At 73.5% G+C, this 19,359-nt stretch carries 17 protein-coding genes; 9 read left to right on the forward strand and 8 right to left on the reverse strand.

What is annotated here, in order from left to right; genetic code table 11:
- The first annotated feature begins 43 nt into the window (after positions 1-43).
- Positions 44-412, forward strand: a complete 369-nt coding sequence (locus Sya03_RS25840; protein ID WP_203940999.1) for a YciI family protein — start codon at positions 44-46, stop codon at positions 410-412.
- Between the two features lie 45 nt (positions 413-457).
- On the opposite strand, the gene Sya03_RS25845 is transcribed toward Sya03_RS25840, so the two are convergent.
- The 3 genes from Sya03_RS25845 to Sya03_RS25855 all read right to left on the reverse strand — a co-directional run bounded on the left by Sya03_RS25845 (position 458) and on the right by Sya03_RS25855 (position 4,785).
- Positions 458-2,587 carry an MMPL family transporter gene (locus Sya03_RS25845; RefSeq protein WP_203941000.1) on the reverse strand — a complete coding sequence of 710 codons (2,130 nt, stop codon included), beginning with the start codon at positions 2,585-2,587 and terminating at the stop codon, positions 458-460.
- Between the two features lie 263 nt (positions 2,588-2,850).
- Positions 2,851-4,455, reverse strand: a complete 1,605-nt coding sequence (locus Sya03_RS25850; RefSeq protein ID WP_203941001.1) for a methyl-accepting chemotaxis protein — start codon at positions 4,453-4,455, stop codon at positions 2,851-2,853.
- Between the two features lie 135 nt (positions 4,456-4,590).
- Positions 4,591-4,785 carry an NUDIX hydrolase gene (locus Sya03_RS25855; RefSeq protein ID WP_203941171.1) on the reverse strand — a complete coding sequence of 65 codons (195 nt, stop codon included), beginning with the start codon at positions 4,783-4,785 and terminating at the stop codon, positions 4,591-4,593.
- 128 nt (positions 4,786-4,913) lie between these two features.
- Here Sya03_RS25855 and Sya03_RS25860 point away from each other — a divergent pair, with 128 nt between their 5' ends.
- From Sya03_RS25860 to Sya03_RS25880, 5 genes are all read left to right on the forward strand, one after another.
- Positions 4,914-5,285, forward strand: coding sequence for a GNAT family N-acetyltransferase (locus Sya03_RS25860; RefSeq protein WP_239107842.1), 372 nt, complete (start codon positions 4,914-4,916; stop codon positions 5,283-5,285).
- 32 nt (positions 5,286-5,317) lie between these two features.
- Positions 5,318-5,776, forward strand: coding sequence for a Fur family transcriptional regulator (locus tag Sya03_RS25865; RefSeq protein WP_203941002.1), 459 nt, complete (start codon positions 5,318-5,320; stop codon positions 5,774-5,776).
- Positions 5,769-7,991, forward strand: a complete 2,223-nt coding sequence (gene katG, locus Sya03_RS25870; protein ID WP_275411485.1) for a catalase/peroxidase HPI — start codon at positions 5,769-5,771, stop codon at positions 7,989-7,991. The genes Sya03_RS25865 and katG overlap by 8 nt, the downstream gene beginning before the upstream one ends.
- A gap of 54 nt (positions 7,992-8,045) precedes the next feature.
- Entirely contained in the window at positions 8,046-8,504 is a 459-nt protein-coding gene (locus Sya03_RS25875) for an SRPBCC family protein (protein WP_203941004.1), read from the forward strand.
- Between the two features lie 73 nt (positions 8,505-8,577).
- Complete coding sequence (locus Sya03_RS25880; RefSeq protein ID WP_203941005.1) at positions 8,578-11,670, forward strand: DUF3427 domain-containing protein; 3,093 nt, start codon at positions 8,578-8,580, stop codon at positions 11,668-11,670.
- Between the two features lie 10 nt (positions 11,671-11,680).
- Here Sya03_RS25880 and Sya03_RS25885 read toward each other — a convergent pair whose 3' ends face one another.
- Both Sya03_RS25885 and Sya03_RS25890 read right to left on the reverse strand, forming a co-directional pair.
- Complete coding sequence (locus Sya03_RS25885) at positions 11,681-11,854, reverse strand: hypothetical protein (protein WP_203941006.1); 174 nt, start codon at positions 11,852-11,854, stop codon at positions 11,681-11,683.
- A gap of 75 nt (positions 11,855-11,929) precedes the next feature.
- On the reverse strand, positions 11,930-12,133 hold the full coding sequence (locus Sya03_RS25890) for a cold-shock protein (protein WP_203941007.1): 204 nt from the start codon (positions 12,131-12,133) through the stop codon (positions 11,930-11,932).
- A gap of 266 nt (positions 12,134-12,399) precedes the next feature.
- Here Sya03_RS25890 and Sya03_RS25895 point away from each other — a divergent pair, with 266 nt between their 5' ends.
- A complete protein-coding gene (locus tag Sya03_RS25895) occupies positions 12,400-13,062 on the forward strand; it encodes a class I SAM-dependent methyltransferase (protein ID WP_239107843.1) in 663 nt (220 codons plus the stop codon).
- Positions 13,063-13,191: 129 nt separating this feature from the next.
- Here Sya03_RS25895 and Sya03_RS25900 read toward each other — a convergent pair whose 3' ends face one another.
- Complete coding sequence (locus Sya03_RS25900; protein WP_203941009.1) at positions 13,192-13,935, reverse strand: class I SAM-dependent methyltransferase; 744 nt, start codon at positions 13,933-13,935, stop codon at positions 13,192-13,194.
- A 159-nt stretch (positions 13,936-14,094) separates the two neighbouring features.
- Between Sya03_RS25900 and Sya03_RS31680 the strand changes: the two genes are divergently transcribed.
- Positions 14,095-15,426: a chitosanase gene (locus tag Sya03_RS31680; RefSeq protein WP_203941010.1), complete on the forward strand. Its 1,332-nt coding sequence runs from the start codon at positions 14,095-14,097 to the stop codon at positions 15,424-15,426.
- Here the strand turns inward: Sya03_RS31680 and Sya03_RS25910 are convergent.
- Positions 15,419-15,754 (reverse strand): YnfA family protein, encoded by a 336-nt coding sequence (locus Sya03_RS25910; protein WP_203941011.1) that lies wholly within the window; start codon positions 15,752-15,754, stop codon positions 15,419-15,421. The two genes, Sya03_RS31680 and Sya03_RS25910, sit on opposite strands and share 8 nt — an antisense overlap.
- Before the next feature lie 147 nt (positions 15,755-15,901).
- Here Sya03_RS25910 and Sya03_RS25915 point away from each other — a divergent pair, with 147 nt between their 5' ends.
- On the forward strand, positions 15,902-16,393 hold the full coding sequence (locus tag Sya03_RS25915; protein WP_203941012.1) for a hypothetical protein: 492 nt from the start codon (positions 15,902-15,904) through the stop codon (positions 16,391-16,393).
- A 55-nt stretch (positions 16,394-16,448) separates the two neighbouring features.
- Here the strand turns inward: Sya03_RS25915 and Sya03_RS25920 are convergent, their stop codons facing one another.
- Positions 16,449-19,151 (reverse strand): lipopolysaccharide biosynthesis protein, encoded by a 2,703-nt coding sequence (locus Sya03_RS25920; protein ID WP_203941013.1) that lies wholly within the window; start codon positions 19,149-19,151, stop codon positions 16,449-16,451.
- Positions 19,152-19,359 lie beyond the last annotated feature (208 nt).

The raw sequence follows: 19,359 nt of genomic DNA on the forward strand, positions 1-19,359 counted from the left end.
GAGGCGGCCGCACGGGGGTCGCCCGGGACAAGGGAGTCATGGCATGGCGCGGTACCTGATCTCGTTCGACGACGGCGCGATGGACCACATCGCCGACGGCGACCTGGCCGCGGTGGGCGAGGCGGCGCACGCGGTGATCCAGGACGCGGTGGACGCCGGCGTGTTCGTGTTCGGCGGCGGGCTGCAACGCCAGCAGGCGAGCATCGTCGGCACGGACGGGCTGGTCACCGACGGCCCGTACCCGGAGACCAAGGAGGTCGTCGGCGGGTTCGTGGTCGTCGACGTGGCCTCCCGCGAGGAGGCGCTCGCGTGGGCGGCGAAGATCGCCGGCGCCTGCCGCTGCGCGCAGGAGGTCCGGGAGATCATGGCCGATCCCCGGCTGGACGAGATGCTGCGCCCGGCCGGGCGCTGACGACGCGGCGGCCGGGCGGGGCCGGAGGCGGGCTCGGCGGGACGCTCATCCCACCGGCACGGCCTCCGGCGCCGCCGGCTCCGCGGCGGCCGCGCCCGGCCGCCACCAGTTCCACCGGCCGAGCAGCGACATCGTCGCCGGCAGGAGCAGGCCGCGCACCACGGTGACGTCCAGCAGCACCGCCACGGCCATGCCGACGCCGATCTCCTTCACCGCCACCAGCTCGCCCAGCACGAAGCCGAGGAAGACGATGCCGATGGCCAGGGCGGCCGTGGTGACCACCGGGCCGGTGGCGGTGATGCCGGCCAGCACGGCGCGGTCGTTGGCCGCGCGGTCGGCGGACCTCCGCCGGTCCCACTCCTCCTTGATGCGGGCCAGCAGGAACACCTCGTAGTCCATGGACAGGCCGAAGGCGAAGACGAACAGCAGCAGCGGGGTGGTCAGGTCGAGGGCCCCCCACGGCTCGAAGCCCAGCAGGCCGGCGCCCCAGCCCCACTGGAAGACCGCGACCAGCACGCCCATGGTCGCGGTCAGCGTCAGCAGGTTCAGCAGGACGGCCTTCACCGGTACGACCACCGAGCGGGTGAGTGCGAACAGCAGCACTCCCGTCGCCAGCACGATGATCGCCAGCGCGAGCGGCAGTCGCTCGGCCACCGACCGCTTGCCGTCGACCAGCTCGGCGGCGGGACCGGCCACCAGCACGGGCGCGGGCGCGTCCAGCCCGCGCAGGGTGTCGACGAGCCGCTGGGCCTCCGGCCCGTCGGCGGGCCCGGCCGGGACGACGTCGGCGACGCCGACGCCCGGCGGCAGGCCGGTGCGCACGAAGACGTCCGACACGCCGGGCAGCTGCTCCACCCGGTCGAACAGGGTCGTCAGCGCGGCCGGGTCGGCCTCGGCCAGCACGGTCAGCGGCTGCTTCGGCGGATCGGCGAAGTCGTTCTGCACCTTCTCGTACGTCTGCCGCGCCTCGCTGGCCGCCGGCAGCGCCCGGACGTCGGAGTTGCGGAACTCCGCGGACAGCAGCGGGACGCTCAGCGCGAGCAGCCCCGCGGCCGCCGCCAGCGCCACCGGGCCGGGCCGGCGCTGCGCGAACGCGGCCAGCCGCGCCAGGGCGCCGGCCCCGTCCCGCTGCGCGGGGCCCCGCCCCGGCCGGGGCCACCCGCCGGCCGCCGGGATGCGCCGGTGCGCGGTCGCGACCAGCGCGGGTACGAGGGTCAGCCCGGTCGCCGTCGCCAGGGCGACCACCAGCGCACCGCCCATCGCCATCGCGGCCAGCAGCGGCTCGCCGAACGCGAACAGGCCCACCAGCGCGGCCGTGACGGCCAGGCCGGACACCAGCACCGCCCGGCCGGCGGTGGCGACCGTGCGGGCCGTCAGCTCGGCCAGCGGCGCGCGCGGGTCCGCGGCCCGCTCCTCACGGAACCGGGCGATCATCAGCAGGCTGTAGTCGACGGCCAGGCCGATGCCGAGCAGCGTGACCACGTTGACCGCGTACTCGCTGACCGGCAGCAGCCGGGCCAGCCCGGTCAGCGCCAGCAGCGTCGCGGTGATCGCGCCGACGGCGGCCGCCAGCGGCAGCAGGCCCGCCACCAGACCGCCCAGCACCAGGGCCAGCAGGATCGCCACGCAGACCAGCGCGACCGACTCGCCGACGGCGGCGTCGCGGACCGCCTGCTCGCCGAACTCCCGCTCGGCCAGCAGCTCGCCGCCCACCAGGATGTCGGGGGCGTCGATGCGCAGCAGGGCCTCGCGCACCCGGTCGGCGACGCGCAGCGCCTCGTCGTCGCTCAGGCCCGGGTCCAGCTCGACCGTGATGAGCGAGCTGGTGCCGTCGCGGGAGATCTGCCGCATCCCGCTGGTGTACGAGTCCTCGACGGCGGCCACCCCGGCCATGTCCCGGATCTCGAACGCGATCCGGGTGACGCTGTTGATCAGCTCGATGGCGTTCACGTCGCGGCCGGAGATCACCGCCACCACGCGGTCGCCCTCGGGGGAGAGGGCGTCGAGGCGGTCCTGCGCCACCGCGGCCGGGGCCCCTGCGGGCAGCGGATCGATCGACCGGGTGCGGTCGTACACGGAGCCGCCGAACACGGCCCCCGCCAGCGCGACCACCACCCACGCCACGATGACGGCGAGGCGCCGGCGGTACACCGAGCGACCAAGTGCAGCGAGCATGACGGCCTCCTGACCGGCGCCGGACGGACAGCCGCGGCACATGCAACCACTGCGGGACGACGTGGTGCAACCACCTGTGTGCGGACGGGAAACGGGAACGCCGCGCGAATGCGGCGTGAATCCGGCGTGGCGCGCGGATGCCGTCCGACGTGGACAGTCACCGATTCGTGCCACTGACGGATGTCCATCCGCACCGGGTCGCCCGCGTCGGGCGCTACGCGTACCGGCGGCTCGACTGCGAGACCAGGGAGCTGGCCGCAAGGTCAGACGCGGAAGCGGCCCACGAGGGTCTGCAGTTCGCCGCTCATCCGGGCCAGCTCGGCCGACGCCTGCTGCGCCTGCGTCACGCCCTGCGTCGTCTCGCTCGCGGCCTGGGCCACGCCGGTGATGTTGGAGGCGATCTCGCTGGAGCTGGAGGCGGCCTCGGCGACGGAGCGGCCCATCTCGTTGGTGGTGGCCGCCTGCTGCTCGACGGCCGACGAGATGGTCATCTGGTACTCGTTGATGCGTTCGATGACCGCCGCGATCTCGCCGATGGCCGACGTGGCGAGGCCGGTGTCGGACTGGATCGCGGCGACGCGCTGGTAGATGTCCTGGGTGGCGCGGGCCGTCTCCTGGGCCAGTTCCTTGACCTCGCTGGCGACCACGGCGAAGCCCTTGCCCGCCTCGCCGGCCCGGGCGGCCTCGATGGTGGCGTTGAGGGCGAGCAGGTTGGTCTGCTCGGCGATGGACGTGATGACCTTGACGACCTCGCCGATCTGCTGCGACGAGTCGCCGAGCTTGGCGACGGTGGCGGTGGTGCCGGCGGCGGTGGCGACGGCGCCGTTGGCGACCTCGGCGGCCTGGGAGGCGTTCTGGGCGATCTCGCGGATCGAGGCGCCCATCTCCTCGGAACCGGCGGCGACGGTCTGCACGTGGTGGGAGACCTGGTCGGAGGCGCTGGAGACGGCGGTGGCCTGGGCGGCGGTCTGCTCGGCGGCCGCGGCGATGGTGAGTGAGGTGGCGTCGAGCTGCTGGGCGGCGGCGCTGAGGCCGTCGGCGTTGCCGCCGATGCGGCGGACCAGTTCGGCGACGGCGCGGTTGGAGCTGTTCAGGGTGGTGGCGAGGCGGCCGACCTCGTCGCGGCTGTCGATGTCGGCGGTGGCCGTCAGGTCGCCCTGCTCGACGCGGTTGAGCACGTCCACGAGCCGGCTGAGGGGCCGGCTGATGGATCGGGCGACGTACACGCCGGCGACCACGGCCAGGATCAGGCCGACGACCAGGACGACCAGCAGGGTGGTGCGGGCGCCCTGATACGTCGACTCGGAGTTCTGGGCCGCCGCGGTCGCCTGGGCCGTCTCCAGCTCGTTGAGGCGGGTGAGCGCCGCGCTGACCCGGTCGAACGCGGGGTCGAACCGTTCGGTCTCGGCCGTCCGGGCGCCCGCCACGTCGTTGGCGCGGCTCCGCGGGAGCATGTCGTTGTCGGCGACCGTGTACATGGCGGCGAGGGCGGTGTCGAAGTCCTGGCGGGCGGCCTGCTCGTCGCTGGTGCCGGGGTCCGCCGTGTAGTCGCGCCACACGGTGGCCACGCCGTCGCGGAAGCCCGCGAGTTCGCGATCCAGCTGCGCCATCTGGGCCTCGTCGGTGGAGAGGACGTGCCGCAGCATGGTGGCCCGCACCTCGTTCACGTTGCCGTCGATCTCGGCCAGCGTGGACACGGGCAGCAGGTTGCGTTCGTAGATGCCGCCGCCGGTCTCGTCGACGGCGCCGAGCTTCACGATGCCGACGATGCCGATGGTCACCGCGGCCAGCCCGGCAATCGCGATCGCCGACAGGATCTTGGCCGTGACGGGCAGGTCACGCCACAGGTGACCACCGGGAGCGGACATCGGAACCTCCCCTGCGCGGCGAGCGCCGACGACGACGGACGAGAACACGGGGGCGGCACCAGGTGGCACGCCCGAATGTGAAGATTACGTGCAATCCGGGCGGTGACGCGGGCGAATCGGGAGGACGCGGGGCCGTCAGCCGTGCCGCGCCAGCCGGTCGGCGAGGCCCGCCGGGTACAGGGGCGCGACGGGGCCGAGGCTGCCGGCGTCGTCGACGATCTCGCCGACCACGTCGCGCTCGTACAGGGCCGGGTCGGCGAGCCGGCAGCCGAAGACGAACACGATCTCGTGCCCGGCGCGGCCGAACGCGTGGAAGATGTTCTCCAGCACGCCCGCGGGCCGGACGTCCAGCAGCTCGGCGCCGAGCTCCTCGCGCAGCTCCCGGCCTGCTCGGCCGTCTCGCCGAACTCGATGCCGCCGCCCAGCGGGCGGTAGGACGTCTCGTCCCTGGTCGCGTCGTGGTGCGGCCGTCCTGGCTCGGGGTCGCCCACCACGGCCGGGGGTACGGGACGGAGGCGCGCGCCGGGCTGCTCACGCCGGCCTTCGACCACCCGGGCGCGCGGGCCGCCCGCACCGAGGTGTTCCAGGACACCCACGCGTCGCAGGGCGTCTCCCGCAAGCTCGGCTACGAGCCCGACGGCGTCTCCGTGGACGCCCGCGACGGCGCGGCCGTGGTCTCCGACCGGCTGCGGCTCACCCGGCAGCGATGGGCGCGGGTGCCGCGGCCGGCGGTGGAGGTGCGCGGCGTGCGGCCGTGCCGGGCGCTGTTCGGCGCGCCGCCGGACCCGTCGGCGACGGCTCGGTCCACGGCCGGAGATCCTGATACTTGATTGGTTCCAGAAAATGGGCCAGACTCTGCGACGTGCCGTCGGCGTCGCATCTCCAGAGCGTGCTGCGCGGCGCCGCGCTCCGGGTGACCCGTCCGCGGGTGGCCGTGCTGGCCGCGGTGCACGCGCACCCGCACGCCGACACCGACGCGGTCCTCGCCGACGTGCGGGCCCGGCTCGGCGACGTGTCCCACCAGGCCGTCTACGACATCCTGCGGGCGCTGACCGGGGCCGGCCTGGTGCGGCGGTTCGAGCCGATGGGCTCCGCCGCGCGCTACGAGGCGCGGGTCGGTGACCACCACCACCATGTGGTGTGCCGGTCCTGCGGCGCCATCGCCGACGTGGACGCCGCCGCCGGGCCCGCCGCCGCCTGCCTCACGCCCACCGACGACGCCGGCTACGACATCGACGAGGCCGAGGTCATCTTCTGGGGCCGTTGCCCCGCATGTGCCGCACGAACCGAACCGAGACAGGGGAAGGACCGACGTGTCTGAGTCAGACAAGAAGGACGCGACCGAGAGCGTCAGCGAGAGCGAGAACCCGGCAATCCCCGCACCCACCGTCAAGTCGACGCGCCCCCGCACCAACCGCGACTGGTGGCCGAACCAGCTGGACCTCTCGGTGCTGCACCAGCACTCGGCGAAGTCCAACCCGATGGGCGCCGACTTCGACTACGCCGAGGAGTTCAAGACCCTCGACGTGGAGGCGCTGCGGCGCGACCTGTTCGAGCTGATGACCACCTCGCAGGACTGGTGGCCGGCCGACTACGGCCACTACGGGCCGCTGTTCATCCGGATGAGCTGGCACGCCGCCGGCACCTACCGCATCGCCGACGGCCGCGGTGGCGGCGGCAGCGGCGCGCAGCGCTTCGCGCCGCTCAACAGCTGGCCCGACAACGCCAGCCTGGACAAGGCGCGCCGGCTGCTGTGGCCCGTCAAGCAGAAGTACGGCCGCAAGATCTCCTGGGCCGACCTGCTCGTGTTCGCCGGCAACTGCGCGTACGAGTCGATGGGGTTCCGGACCTTCGGTTTCGGGTTCGGCCGCCAGGACATCTGGGAGCCCGAGGAGATCTTCTGGGGCCCCGAGGACACCTGGCTCGGCGACGAGCGCTACAGCGGCGACGAGCGCGAGCTCGCCGAGACGCTCGGCTCCGTCCAGATGGGTCTGATCTACGTCAACCCGGAGGGCCCGGCCGGGCACCCGGACGCGCTGGCGTCCGCCCGCGACATCCGCGAGACGTTCGCCCGGATGGCGATGAACGACGAGGAGACCGTGGCGCTGATCGTGGGCGGCCACACCATCGGCAAGGCGCACGGCGCCGTCGACCCGCAGTACCTCGGGCCGGAGCCGGAGGGCGCCCCCGTCGAGCAGCAGGGCCTCGGCTGGAAGAACTCGTACGGTGAGGGCAAGGGCCGCGACACGCTGACCAGCGGCCTCGAGGGCGCCTGGACCAACGAGCCGACCCGCTGGGACAACGGCTACCTCGACAACCTCTTCCGGTACGACTGGGAGCTGACCACCAGCCCCGCCGGCGCGAAGCAGTGGCGCCCCAAGGACGCGGCCGCCCAGGACACGGTGCCGGACGCGCACGACCCGTCGAGGCGGCACGCGCCGATGATGCTGACGTCCGACCTGGCGCTGAAGATCGACCCGATCTACGAGCCGATCGCCCGCCGCTTCTGGGAGAACCCGGCCCAGCTCGACGAGGCGTTCGCCAAGGCCTGGTTCAAGCTGCTGCACCGCGACATGGGCCCCGTCTCGCGCTACCTCGGCCCGTGGGTGCCGGAGCAGCAGCTGTGGCAGGACCCGATCCCCGCCGTCGACCACGAGCTGGTCACCGACGAGGACGTCGCCGCGCTCAAGGCCACCGTCCTGGGCTCCGGCCTGTCCGTGTCGCAGCTCGTCGGCACCGCGTGGGCGTCGGCGGCGAGCTTCCGCAGCACCGACAAGCGCGGCGGCGCCAACGGCGCCCGCATCCGGCTCGCCCCGCAGCGCGACTGGGCCGTCAACGACCCGGCCGAGCTGGCCGTCGTGCTGGAGACGCTCGAGAAGATCCAGCAGGACTTCAACGCCGCCCAGGCCGGCGGCAAGCGGGTGTCCCTGGCGGACCTGATCGTGCTGGCCGGCTGCGCCGGCGTCGAGCAGGCCGCCCGCAACGCCGGGCACGACGTCACGGTGCCGTTCACCCCGGGCCGCACCGACGCGTCGCAGGAGCAGACCGACGTGGACACGTTCGCGGTCCTCGAACCGCGGGCCGACGGGTTCCGCAACTACCTGCGGGCCGGCGAGAAGCTGTCGCCGGAGACCCTGCTGCTCGACCGCGCGTACATGCTGAGCCTCACCGCCCCCGAGATGACGGTGCTGATCGGCGGCCTGCGGGCCCTCAACATCAACGCCGGCCGCACCGCGCACGGCGTCTTCACCACCCGCCCGGGCACGCTGACGAACGACTTCTTCGTCAACCTGCTCGACATGAACACCGAGTGGAAGGCGGCCGAGTCCGCCGAGCACGTGTACGAGGGCCGCGACCGCGCCACCGGCCAGGTCGTCTGGACCGCGACGGCCGTCGACCTCGTCTTCGGCTCGCACTCCCAGCTCCGCGCCAACGCGGAGGTCTACGCGACCGACGACGCCAAGGACAAGTTCGTCCGCGACTTCGTCGCCGCCTGGGACAAGGTCATGAACCTCGACCGGTACGACCTGGCCTGATCGCGTACGCCCGGGCCGGCCGCACACCGGCCGGCCCGGGTGCCACGATGAGGCATGACCAACCCGCCCGACACCGCCCGCGTCGTCAGCGCCGCCCGCGACATCGCGGCCCCGGCCGAGACGATCTTCGAGCTCATCGCCGACCCGGCGCAGCAACCCCGCTGGGACGGCAACGACAACCTGGCCGAGGCGCCGTCCGGCCAGCGCGTCCACGCCACCGGCGACGTCTTCACCATGACGACGACGAGCGGCAACACGCGCGACAATCACGTCGTCGAGTTCACCGAGAACCGCCGCATCGCCTGGCGCCCCGCCGAACCGGGCCGGACGCCGCCGGGCCACCTGTGGCGCTGGGAACTCGACCCCCTCGACGCGACCCACACCCGCGTCACCCACACCTACGACTGGACCGCCCTGACGGACGAGCGCCGCATCCCGCGCGCCCAGGCGACCACCGCCGACCGCCTGCACGCGTCGATCGACCGGCTCGCCACCCTCGCCGAGGGCCACTGACCCGCGGTCAGCCCGACGCGGCGGGCGGCGCCAATACCGTTGATCGGCGCCGCCCTCCGGCAGGATGAGCGGGGTGGCCGAGGATCTCACTGCCGGGTTGTACGAACACATCGTCACCCGGGCGCTCGAGGACCGGTTGTCGGCGATCGACGCGGAGCTCGTCCAGCGGCAGGGGCTGCGGTCGGCCGAGGCCCCGGACCGCATCGCCCAGCTGCTGGCGCGGCAGATCGAGCGCGCCCTGGACGCCGTTCCGGAGGCGGACCGCGTAGCCACCGGTGTGGAGGTGGCGCAGCGGTTGCTGGAGACGCTCGGTGCCCGCCTGCCGAAGACCGATCCGGGGCGGGAGTCGCCGGTGCCGGCGGGGCAGCTGCTCAGCGGCATCGGCGAGCGGCGCCCGGACGGCTCCGTGCGGGTGGCGGGCCGGCCGCTCATCCCGCTGCTGGACACCACGTTGCTGACGAACGCGCCGGGTGAGCCGCGGGTCGGCAGCCAGGTGCTTACGGAGATCGCCTCGGCCGACTCGATCGACCTGGTGATGGCGTTCATCCGCCGCAGCGGCCTGCTGCCGATGGTCGCCGCCCTGCGCGCGCACTGCGAGCGGGGCAGGCCCCTGCGGGTGCTCACGACCACGTACACGGGGTCGACCGAGGCCAAGGCGCTGGACCTTTTGGTGGACCTCGGCGCCGACGTCCGGGTCTCCTACGACCTGTCGACCACCCGGCTGCACGCGAAGGCGTGGCTGTTCCACCGCCGGACCGCGTTCGACACGGCGTACGTGGGGTCGTCGAACCTCACGCACTCCGCGCAGGTCGCCGGGGTGGAGTGGAACGTGCGGGTGTCGGCGGCGCGCAACCCCGACGTGGTGAAGAAGATCGGCGCCGTCGTCGAGAGCTACTGGCAGGGCGGCGACTTCGTGCCGTACGACCCCGCGCAGTTCGCCGAGGCCCTGGAGCGGCACCGCCGGGTCAGCGATCGCGGCGCGGTGCTGCTGAGCCCGTTCGAGATCCGCCTGGAGCCGTTCCAGGAGCGCATGCTCGAACTGATCGAGCTGTCCCGCCTGCAGGGCCACCACCGCAACCTGCTCGTGTCGGCGACCGGCACCGGCAAGACGGTGATGGCGGCGATGGACTACGCCGCGCTGCGGACCAGCCTGCCCCGGGCGCGGCTGCTGTTCGTCGCGCACCGCGAGGAGATCCTCGACCAGAGCCTGGCGACGTTCCGGCACGCGCTCGGCGATCACGCGTTCGGCGAGAAGTGGGTGGGCGGTGAGCGGCCCACGGCGTTCGACCACGTCTTCGCGTCGATCCAGAGCCTGACGGCGAACCGGCTGGAACACCTCGCCGCGGACCACTTCGACGTGATCGTCGTCGACGAGTTCCACCACGCCGCCGCGCCGTCGTACCGGTTCATCATGGACGAGCTGGCGCCGCGGGAGCTGCTGGGTCTGACCGCCACCCCGGAACGGGCCGACGGCCTGCCCATTCTGCACTGGTTCGGTGACCGGATCGCCGCCGAACTGCGGCTGTGGGACGCCGTCGAGCAGCACCGGCTCACCCCGTTCGCCTACTACGGCATCCACGACGGTGTCGACCTGCGCGAGGTGCCGTGGCGCCGCGGGCGCGGCTACGACGAGGCGGCGCTGACGGACGTCTACACCGGCGATCACGCCTGGGCCCGGTTCGTCTACCGGCAGCTCGACGCGCACGTGGACGACCTGGCGTCCATCCGGTGCCTCGGTTTCTGCGTCAGCGTCGCGCACGCGCGGTTCATGGCGGCGCGCTTCCGGGAACTCGGCGTCGCCGCGGTCGCGATCTGGGGCGAGACGCCGGAGGAGGAACGGCGCGCCGCGCTGCGCGACCTGCGCGACGGCGCCATCCAGGTGGTCTTCTCGGTCGACCTGTTCAACGAGGGCGTCGACGTGCCCCGGGTGGACACCATCCTCATGCTGCGGCCCACGCAGAGCGCCACGCTCTTCCTCCAGCAGCTGGGCCGCGGTCTGCGCACGGCCAGGGGCAAGACGATCTGCACGGTGCTCGACTTCGTCGGCCTGCACCGCCGCGAGTTCCGGTTCGACCTGCGGTACCGGGCCCTGCTCGGCGGCACCCGGCGCGACCTGGAGCGGGCCGTCGAGGAGGGGTTCCCGTTCCTGCCGGCGGGCTGCCACATGGAACTGGACCGGGTGGCCCGCGACATCGTGCTGCGCAGCGTCCGCGACGCCATCCCGTCGATGTGGCCGGCCAAGGTGCGGGAGTTGCAGGCGCTCGCGCAGCGGCCGGAGCCGGTCACCATGGCCCGCTACCTGCACGAGACCGGCCTCGAGGTCGCCGACGTGTACGCGAGCAACCGCTCCTGGTCGGCGCTGTGCGAGGCCGCCGGGGTGCCGGTCGCCCCGGCGGGCCCGCACGAGCAGGCGCTGCGCCGGGGCATCGCCCGGCTCCAGCACGTCGACGACCATGAGCGGCTGAACGCCTACCGGGCGCTGCTCGACGATGCCGCGCCGGACGTCGCGGCGATGAGCGAGCTGGAACGGCGTCTCGCCCGCATGCTCGTCGCCAACCTGGCGGACCAGGTGGTGACGGCCGCGACGTCGTTGCAGTCGGCGATCGACGTGGTGTGGGCGCACCCGCAGGTGCTCGCCGAGCTGCGCGAGTTGCTGACCGTCCTCGGCGACGCACCCCGGCACGTGCCGCAGCCGGCGCTGCCGGGCGTGCCGCTGCAGGTGCACAGCCGGTACACGCGGATCGAGATTCTCGCGGCCGTCGGCGAGGGCACGGGCACGAAGACGCCGCCGTGGCGGGAGGGCGTGTACGACGCGAAGGCGACGGGCGCGGACCTGCTCGTCTTCACCCTGGACAAGACCAGCGGAGACTTCTCACCGACCACGCGGTATCGCGATTATGCGATCAGCCGCGATCTGATCCACTGGGAAAGTCAGTCGACGACCCGGGCGGACGGCAAGACCGGACTGCGGTATCGCGGGCACGTCGCGCTCGGTCGTTCGGTGTTGCTGTTCGCGCGGACGCGCGCGGACGAGCGGGCGTTCTGGTTCCTCGGGCGAGCGACGTACGTCCGGCACGAGGGGGAACGACCGATGGCCGTCACCTGGCGATTGTCCACGCCGTTGTCCGGTGATCTGTTCGCCGCATTCGCCGCGGCGGTCGCCTGAACGGCGAGAATTACGCGCGGCCGGAAATCTGCGGTGACGATTCCGGGCGGGCGACTGCGAACGGGTTGCGCAGGACGCGCATCGCCGATTCGGCGCGGTCCGGGCTGGCCGGGCCGGTGAAGGGTTCCACTGTGGTGGGTGGGGCGATGAAGTCTGCCGTGCGGGCGGAGTCCGCAGCGGTCATCGTGGTCTCTTTTCGTCAGAGAATGCCGGAGCGGCGGCCCGCTGAACCAGTCGGGCCGCCGCCGCGGGGCTGGGGTCAGACCGGGCGGATGTTGGCCGCCTGCGGGCCCTTCGCGCCCTGCGTGATGTCGAACTCGACGCGCTGGTTCTCCTCGAGGCTGCGGAAGCCGTCGGCGGCGATGGCCGAGTAGTGGGCGAAGACGTCGGCGCCGCCGCCGTCCTGGCTGATGAAGCCGAAGCCCTTTTCGCCGTTGAACCATTTAACGGTGCCGGATGCCATGTCTGCTCCTTGCAGGCTGGTGCCGGGGGCCGCGCGGTGCGGCGCCCCCGTCGCTCGTTGATCACCCGCGTCCGGAGGGACACGACCAAAAAGAATAGGCGCCGATGGGTCTCAGATACCCATCAGGCGCCGTCAACGTCTTCGGAAATCAAAAGTGCAACGTGTTCACCGTAGCACGATTGGTGTGCCCCGCCGGGGAACCGCCGGGTCCGGCGGTCGTGCTACCTTCGCGCGGACCGCGGCGAGGCCGTGGCACATATCGGAGGGTGGCGCCCATTTTCCCGGAGCCCGGCACGGCCCCCACCCTGGACGGACTCCGGTTGCAGCCGGTGCCGCTGACGCCCGAGATCAGCCTGTACCTGTCGGACGATCCGACGCTGCTGTGGGCGCGGCTGGAGGCGGCGGCGGGGCACCGGCTGGCGGCGCCGTACTGGGCGTCGGCGTGGGCCGGCGGGCAGGCGCTGGGCCGGTACGTGCTGGACCACCCGGAGTGTGTGGCGCGGCGGACGGTGGTGGATGTGGCCGCCGGGTCGGGTCTGGTGGCGATCGCGGCCGTGCGGGCCGGGGCCGCCGCGGTGGTGGCCAACGACGTCGACCCGTACGCGGCCGCCGCGATCGAGGCGAACGCGCAGGTCAACGGGGTGCGCGTGGAGTCGTCGGCGGTGGACCTGCTGGACCGCGACGACCGGGTGGCCGAGGTGGTGCTGGCCGGCGACGCGCTGTACGAGGGCGGGCTGGCGGTGCGGATGCGGGCGTTCCTGGTGCGGCAGGCGGCGCTGGGCGCGGTGGTGCTGGTGGGGGATCCGGGGCGGGGACACGTCGCGGTGAACTGGCCGGCGCCCGTGGCCTCGTACCGGCATCAGCATCTCGGCCCGGACGACGACCGGCGCAGCCGGGAGACGGCGGTGTTCCGGCTCGACGCCGGGTGACGGTCAGGCGGGGCAGCGCTCGTGCAGCGCCGCCACGCCGGGGCCGGTGAGGTCGGCGAGGTGAGCGGCCGGAGATCGGTCATGCCGGGTACGACCGCCGCGGCGGCCGGGAATCGTCGCGGCCCACGGTCAGTGCGGCTTGGTGGCCTGCAGCACCAGGATCGACGCCAGGGAGGCGCGGCGGCTGAGCAGCCCGTCGAGCCACCACAGCGGCCGGGGGACGGCGTGGAACCGGGCGCCGCGCACCAGCTCGGGCCGCAGGCCGGACTGGGCGACGAGGTCGAGCAGCGCGCGCCGGTTGAACAGGCGCAGGTGCCCCACGGGCAGGGTGTCCTGTTTGAGGGCGCGCAGCGGTCCCGCCCCGACGGCGGTGGACCGGCTGGACGTCTCGTAGAAGACCGGCTGGATGCCGGCGGGGAACAGCAGGCGGTTGAACCAGGCGTGCAGGTTCGGGGTGGTGAGCACGAGCCGGCCGCCGGGGCGCAGGACCCGGGCGCACTCGTCGACGAGCAGGTCGGGGTCGGTGAGGTGTTCGATGACCTCGGTGGCGTAGACCAGGTCGGCGCTGGCGTCGGGCAGGGGGATGCCCTGGTCGAGGTCGCAGCGGTGGAACTCGTGGGGCAGGGCGGCGGCCTTGGCGAGCTGGTGGTCGGAGTAGTCGACGCCGATCCAGTGCAGCGCCGGGTTGCCGACGTGGGTGGCGACGGTGTCGAGGAAGCTGCCGTCGCCGCAGCCGACGTCGAGGACGGTGCCGCCGGGCAGGCCGGTGAGCGCCCGGGCGATCAGGTCGCGCGCGACGACCTGGCGGGGGAGCAGGTCGGCCGCCGGCCGGCCGCCCCAACCCTTGGCGCCGTAATAGTCGATCACCGGCACGGCTCGCAGCATAGTTGCCGGATGGGCGAGCGTCGATGGTGCGCGGGGCCGGGTGGCGCGGGTGGCGCCGTCCAGGGTGGACGGGAGCCGTCGCAAGTCTTCCTTAAATTTAGCTTGTAAATATAGCCGGGTGTCGCTGGCTTTGATCGACTCGCGGCCATGAAATCCCGAGCCAGACTCGCCGCCCTCGGCGCGGTGTCCGCCGTCGCCGTGTCCGTGCCCCTCGCCGTCGTGCTCACCGCCGACGCCGCCGTGACCAGCCTCGCGACCGGGCGCCCCGCCACCGCCTCGTCGATCGAGGACGCGTCGCTCGGCCCGGCCGCCGCCGTCGACGGCGACACCGGCACCCGCTGGGCCAGCGCCGAGGGCCCCGGCACCCAGTGGCTGAGCATCGACCTGGGCGCCGTCACGGCGGTCAACCGCGTCGTGCTGCGCTGGGAGGCCGCGTACGCCCGGGCGTACCGGATCCAGGTCTCCGCCGACGGCGCCACCTGGACCGACGCGTTCGCCACCACCACCGGCAACGGCCGCACCGACGATCTCACCGGCCTCACCGCGACGGGCCGCCACCTGCGGGTGCTCGCCACCCGGCGCGGCACGCAGTGGGGCTACTCGCTGTACGAGGTGGAGGTGTACGGCGGCGGCTCCGCCCCGGCGAGCCCGACCGCCCCGCCGGCGACGGTCGCGCCCACGAGCGTCCCGCCCACCACGGCGCCGCCCACGACCGCGCCGCCCACCACCGTCCCGCCCACGACCGCGCCCACCACGCCGCCGACCACGGCGCCGCCCACCGGGGTGGACCTCGACGACCCGCGCAAGAAGGACGTCGCGATGCAGATCGTGTCGACCGCCGAGAACAGCTCCACGAACTGGCGCGGGCAGTTCGGCTACATCGAGGACATCCGCGACGGCCGCGGCTACACCGCCGGCATCATCGGCTTCTGCTCGGGGACGTCCGACATGCTCGCGCTGGTGCAGGAGTACACCCGCCGCAAGCCGGACAACGTGCTCGCCAGGTACCTGCCCGCGCTGCGCGCCGTCAACGGCACCGCCTCGCACGCCGGGCTCGACCCGGACTACCCCCGCGACTGGCGGACCGCCGCCGCCGACCCGGTGTTCCAGCAGGCGCAGGAGGACGAGCGCGACCGGCAGTACTTCAACCCCTCGCTGAAGCAGGCCAAGGCCGACGGGCTGCGCGCGCTCGGCCAGTTCGCCTACTACGACGCGGCCGTCATGCACGGCTTCGGGGGCATGAAGAGCGTCCGCGCGCAGGCGCTCAAGAAGGCCAAGCCGCCGTCCCAGGGCGGCGACGAGACCGCGTACCTGCACGCCTTCCTCGACGCCCGGGTGGCGGAGATGAAGAAGGAGGCGGCGCACGACAACACGACCCGGGTGGACACCGCGCAGCGGGTCTTCCTGAACAACGGCAACCTCGACCTGAACACCCCGCTGGTGTTCAAGGTGTACGGGCAGACCTTCCGGATCAACTAGCCCGCGGGGCGTACATGATGACGGCGACGCCGGCGAGGCACAGTGCCGCGCCGGCGACGTCCCACCGGTCCGGGCGGAAGCCGTCGACGAGCATGCCCCAGGCCAGCGAGCCGGCCACGAACACCCCGCCGTACGCGGCGAGGATGCGGCCGAAGTTCGGGTCCGGCTGGAAGGTGGCGACGAACCCGTACGCCCCGAGGGCCAGCACGCCGCCGGCCACCCACAGCAGCCCGCGGTGCTCGCGCAGGCCCTGCCACACCAGCCAGGCGCCGCCGATCTCGGCGAGGGCGGCGAGCAGGAACAGCAGCACCGAGCGCAGGACCGTCACGTCTGCGCAGGCTACGGGACGCCGCCGTCGGCCGGTCGGGGGAATCCCGGCGAATCTCCGAACCGGATGAAAGGGGCGAACTAGCGTCGGGCCCATTCCGGGCGGGCCACCACCCGCCGCAGACGGCACGGCTGGAGGAGTGAGCACATGGGAACGACGACCCGGCGGGCGATCACAGCGACGGTGGCGGCGGCGGTCGTGGGCGCGGCGCCGCTCGCCGGGGCGGCCCCGGCGCAGGCCGCGGCGGCCGGTCCGCGGCTGATCGTCCGGGCGGTCGGCGCGATCGACTCCGGCGAGCCGACCTGGGTGAGCGCCTACTGGACCACCGGCCGGGACATCTGCGGCGCCCGGGTCACCGCCACGGCCCCGCGGGTCGGCGTCGGCTACCCGGCCAACACCGCCGACCACTCGTCGTTCTCGCGGGGCGCGGCACTGGCCCGCCGGACGGTCGACCACACCGCGTTCCGCCTCGACGCCGAGGACACCGCCCGCACCCGGGTCACCCGGCTCACGCTGACCATGACGTACACCGAGCTCGCCGGCGGCGCCCTCGTGCCGTGGGCGGGCGACGACGACGTGGACTGCCGGGGCGCCGAGAAGTCGGTCACGACGACGGCGCTGCTGGTCGTCAACCCCTGAGGACGCGCGGGAGGAGGGGCCGGCCCGATCGGGCCGGCCCCTCCTGTCTTCCCGCTCAGGCCGCCGCGGCGTCCATCAGCAGCGCCGCCGGGTCGGTGCAGACCAGCTCCAGCGCCCGGGCGATCACCGCCCGGTCGTACGTCGAGGCGTGGAACGTGGCCTCCACGTGCAGCACGCCGTTCATCTCCGACGTGGTGATCGTGATGTCCGCCGGGCCGCTCAGCGTCGGCACGCTGTGGTTGACCCGGCCCTCGGGCGGCGCCGCCCACGGCAGGTCCGACAGGACGTCGTGCCGGCCCTGGTTGCTGAACGTCAGGTTCGGCCGCCGCCGCGCGCCCAGCTCGGTGGGGTACGCGTCCGGGAAGCCCGGCGCGCCGGTCAGCGCGATCTTCGTCTCGCGCAGCCCCATCATCGCCAGGATCCGGCCGCCCTTCAGCTCCTCCTTCAGCGCCTTGTGGATGGCGCTCGGGTCGGTCAGCGACGCCGGCGTCAGGTACTGGCCCCAGCAGAAGTTGCCGCCGACCTGCGCGCCGTCGGCCGGGACGAAGCGCCGGGCGTCGAACAGGAACACGCCGCCCTCGGTGCGCGGGTTCACGCCCAGCTCGATGAGCGCGCTGGTGAACGCCGCGAACGTGATGGCCGCCGTCGTGGTGCCGGGGGCGTGGGTGTCGCGCCAGGCGCGCATCTTGGTGAGCACGTCCGCCGAGCGGTTGGTCTCGACGGTCAGGCCGGCCGTCCACGGCTGCGGGTCGCTCGCGTCGTGCGCGGGCGGTGCGGCCAGCCGCAGCGCCGGGCGCAGCCGGGACGGGTGCTTGCCGAAGAAGTCCCACAGCGCGCGGCGCAGCGGCCGCCTGGGCTCGGTCGTCTCGAACCGGGCCGGGCGCGCCTCGGCGGCCGCCGTGACGAGCTCGCGGACCAGGGTGTTGACGGGGCCGGCGTCGCCGTACACGTGGGCGACCTTGATCGCGACGTAGCCGCCGCCGGCCAGGATGCGCACCGGGTGGTGGCCGCGCGGCTCGGACTGCAGCCGCCGGGTCATGGCGTCGGGCTCGGCGTCGGCGCCGGACACCTCCTCGACGGCCTCGGCGGCGTAGGCGAGGAAGGTGGGGGCGTCCATGTGCAGCCAGCGGGCGGTGTCCCGGTCGATCCGGCTCACCGCCGGGTGGGTGCGGTCGGCCGCGTGCAGGCCGATCAGCGCGGCGCGCAGCCGGGCCGCGTCCACCCCGGTCACCGGGCCGACGGTGCGGATGTACTCCAGCGGCAGCCAGGCGCGCTCCCGCAGCGTCATGCGGTGCGACGTCACGATCCCCTCCAGCTTGTCGGTGGTCCGGCGCGCGGGCAGGACCACCCGCAGCACGGTCGGTGCGACGAGGACGGTCTCCACCGCCATCACGCCGGCCACGCACCACACGAGCGTGGTGAGGGTGCCGTGGGTGCCGCCCCAGTAGGCGGCGGCCAGCTCGGCGAGCCCGGCGAAGACGCTGAAGACACCCGCCCGGCGGACCCGGTTGTTGACCCGGGAGATCGCCAGGAAGAAGTGGTGGAACACGAACGGCACGTAGGTCAGCGCCAGGATGGCGAGCGCGCCCCCGGCGGTGGCGGCGTACTGCGCGCCGAAGATCGACATGATGAGGTCGGCGAACAGGTACGTCACGATCGACGCGGGCAGGCCCAGCACCAGGCAGATCGCCAGGCCCATGCGCACCTTGGAGCGCAGCGCGGCCTGGTCGCCGGCGGCCACCGCGAACAGCGTCAGCGCCACGTTGCCCGGCACCATCGCCAGGAACGAGATCACCATGAACGCGGTGTAGAAGGCGGCGTTCGCCTCGGCCGACAGCACCGCCGTCACGACCAGCGGCAGCGCCGCCCGCGGCAGGTACGTCGCCATGTTGAGCAGGTTGTGGTCGAAGGTCTTGCCGCCCATGCCGCGCAGCAGCTTCACGTTCGGCCGCAGCGAGTCGACCATGCGGCGGCGCTTGAGCGCCCGGGCCAGCACGGCCGCGCTGAGCACGATGCCGGCGATCCAGGCGAGCAGCAGCTCGGTGCCCGTGAGGGTGACCGGCAGGACGACCAGCGCGCCGAGGATCACGAGCTTGACGAACGCGAACACCGCGTTGCGCATGAGCTGCAGCGGCCCGGCCAGCAGGCCGACGAGGGCCTCGTCGAGGACCAGGGTCATGGCGTTGAGGGCGATGCCGGCCACCAGCGCGACGGTGGCGACGGTGTCGCCGAGCGCATCGCGCAGGCCGGGCACCCAGAAGTGCGCGATCGCGAGGTAGGCGAGGGCGCCGACGGTGGCCACGCTGCCGGAGACCAGCAGGCACGTCGAGATGAGGTCCCACTTGCGGTCGCCGCGGCGCGGCAGCTCGGCGATGAGCATGGTGCCCATGCCGAACATGCCGATGGTGCCGATGAGCGTCATCGCCGACACGGCCGCGGACGCCTGGCCGACGGCCTCGGGGGAGGCGCTGCGCGCGGCCAGCCACCAGTACGCGAAGCCGAGCAGCGAGGTGATCGCGGTGGCGGCCATCAGCGAGCCGGCGTTGGTGAACAGGTCGAGGTGGCGCTTGAGCCCGCGCGCCGGGGCGGGCGCGACCGCAGCCGCCGCCGGCGCCGCGGCGGGCGCGTCGGCGGCCGTGGGCTCGGCGTGCGGGCGCCCGGGCCGGGCGACGCCGCCGGGGCCGGGGACCACGGGTACGACGATCGGCCGCGCCGGCGCCGGGTCCTGCGCGCCGGTCTTGTTCTCGGCGATCTTCATGCGGTCTGCCTCCGGGAGGGGTGAGACATCCGGACCCTGGTGGCCCATACCGAAGGTAGTGACTCGCCGTATTTGACCGGTACGTGTGAAAGGCCCGTCCCGTCATCACCGACGGTGACCGGCGCTGCCGGTTCGGCGGACCGCCCCGGCCGAACGTCGTAGGTGTTCCGTCCCAGTCGTCTCAGCAGCTCACGCGGGCCACGACAGT

Source organism: Spirilliplanes yamanashiensis (genome assembly GCF_016863475.1).
Classification (GTDB): Bacteria; Actinomycetota; Actinomycetes; order Mycobacteriales; family Micromonosporaceae; genus Spirilliplanes; species Spirilliplanes yamanashiensis.

What these genes read in the sequence shown, in the direction of transcription:
- Sya03_RS31680 (WP_203941010.1), top strand. Translation starts at nt 14,095, where the DNA reads ATGAAATCCCGAGCCAGACTCGCCGCCCTCGGCGCGGTGTCCGCCGTC.
- Sya03_RS25885 (WP_203941006.1), bottom strand. Translation starts at nt 11,854, where the DNA reads ATGACCGCTGCGGACTCCGCCCGCACGGCAGACTTCATCGCCCCACCC.
- Sya03_RS25850 (WP_203941001.1), bottom strand. Translation starts at nt 4,455, where the DNA reads ATGTCCGCTCCCGGTGGTCACCTGTGGCGTGACCTGCCCGTCACGGCC.
- Sya03_RS25840 (WP_203940999.1), top strand. Translation starts at nt 44, where the DNA reads ATGGCGCGGTACCTGATCTCGTTCGACGACGGCGCGATGGACCACATC.
- Sya03_RS25845 (WP_203941000.1), bottom strand. Translation starts at nt 2,587, where the DNA reads ATGCTCGCTGCACTTGGTCGCTCGGTGTACCGCCGGCGCCTCGCCGTC.
- Sya03_RS25920 (WP_203941013.1), bottom strand. Translation starts at nt 19,151, where the DNA reads ATGAAGATCGCCGAGAACAAGACCGGCGCGCAGGACCCGGCGCCGGCG.
- Sya03_RS25890 (WP_203941007.1), bottom strand. Translation starts at nt 12,133, where the DNA reads ATGGCATCCGGCACCGTTAAATGGTTCAACGGCGAAAAGGGCTTCGGC.
- Sya03_RS25875 (WP_203941004.1), top strand. Translation starts at nt 8,046, where the DNA reads ATGACCAACCCGCCCGACACCGCCCGCGTCGTCAGCGCCGCCCGCGAC.
- Sya03_RS25915 (WP_203941012.1), top strand. Translation starts at nt 15,902, where the DNA reads ATGGGAACGACGACCCGGCGGGCGATCACAGCGACGGTGGCGGCGGCG.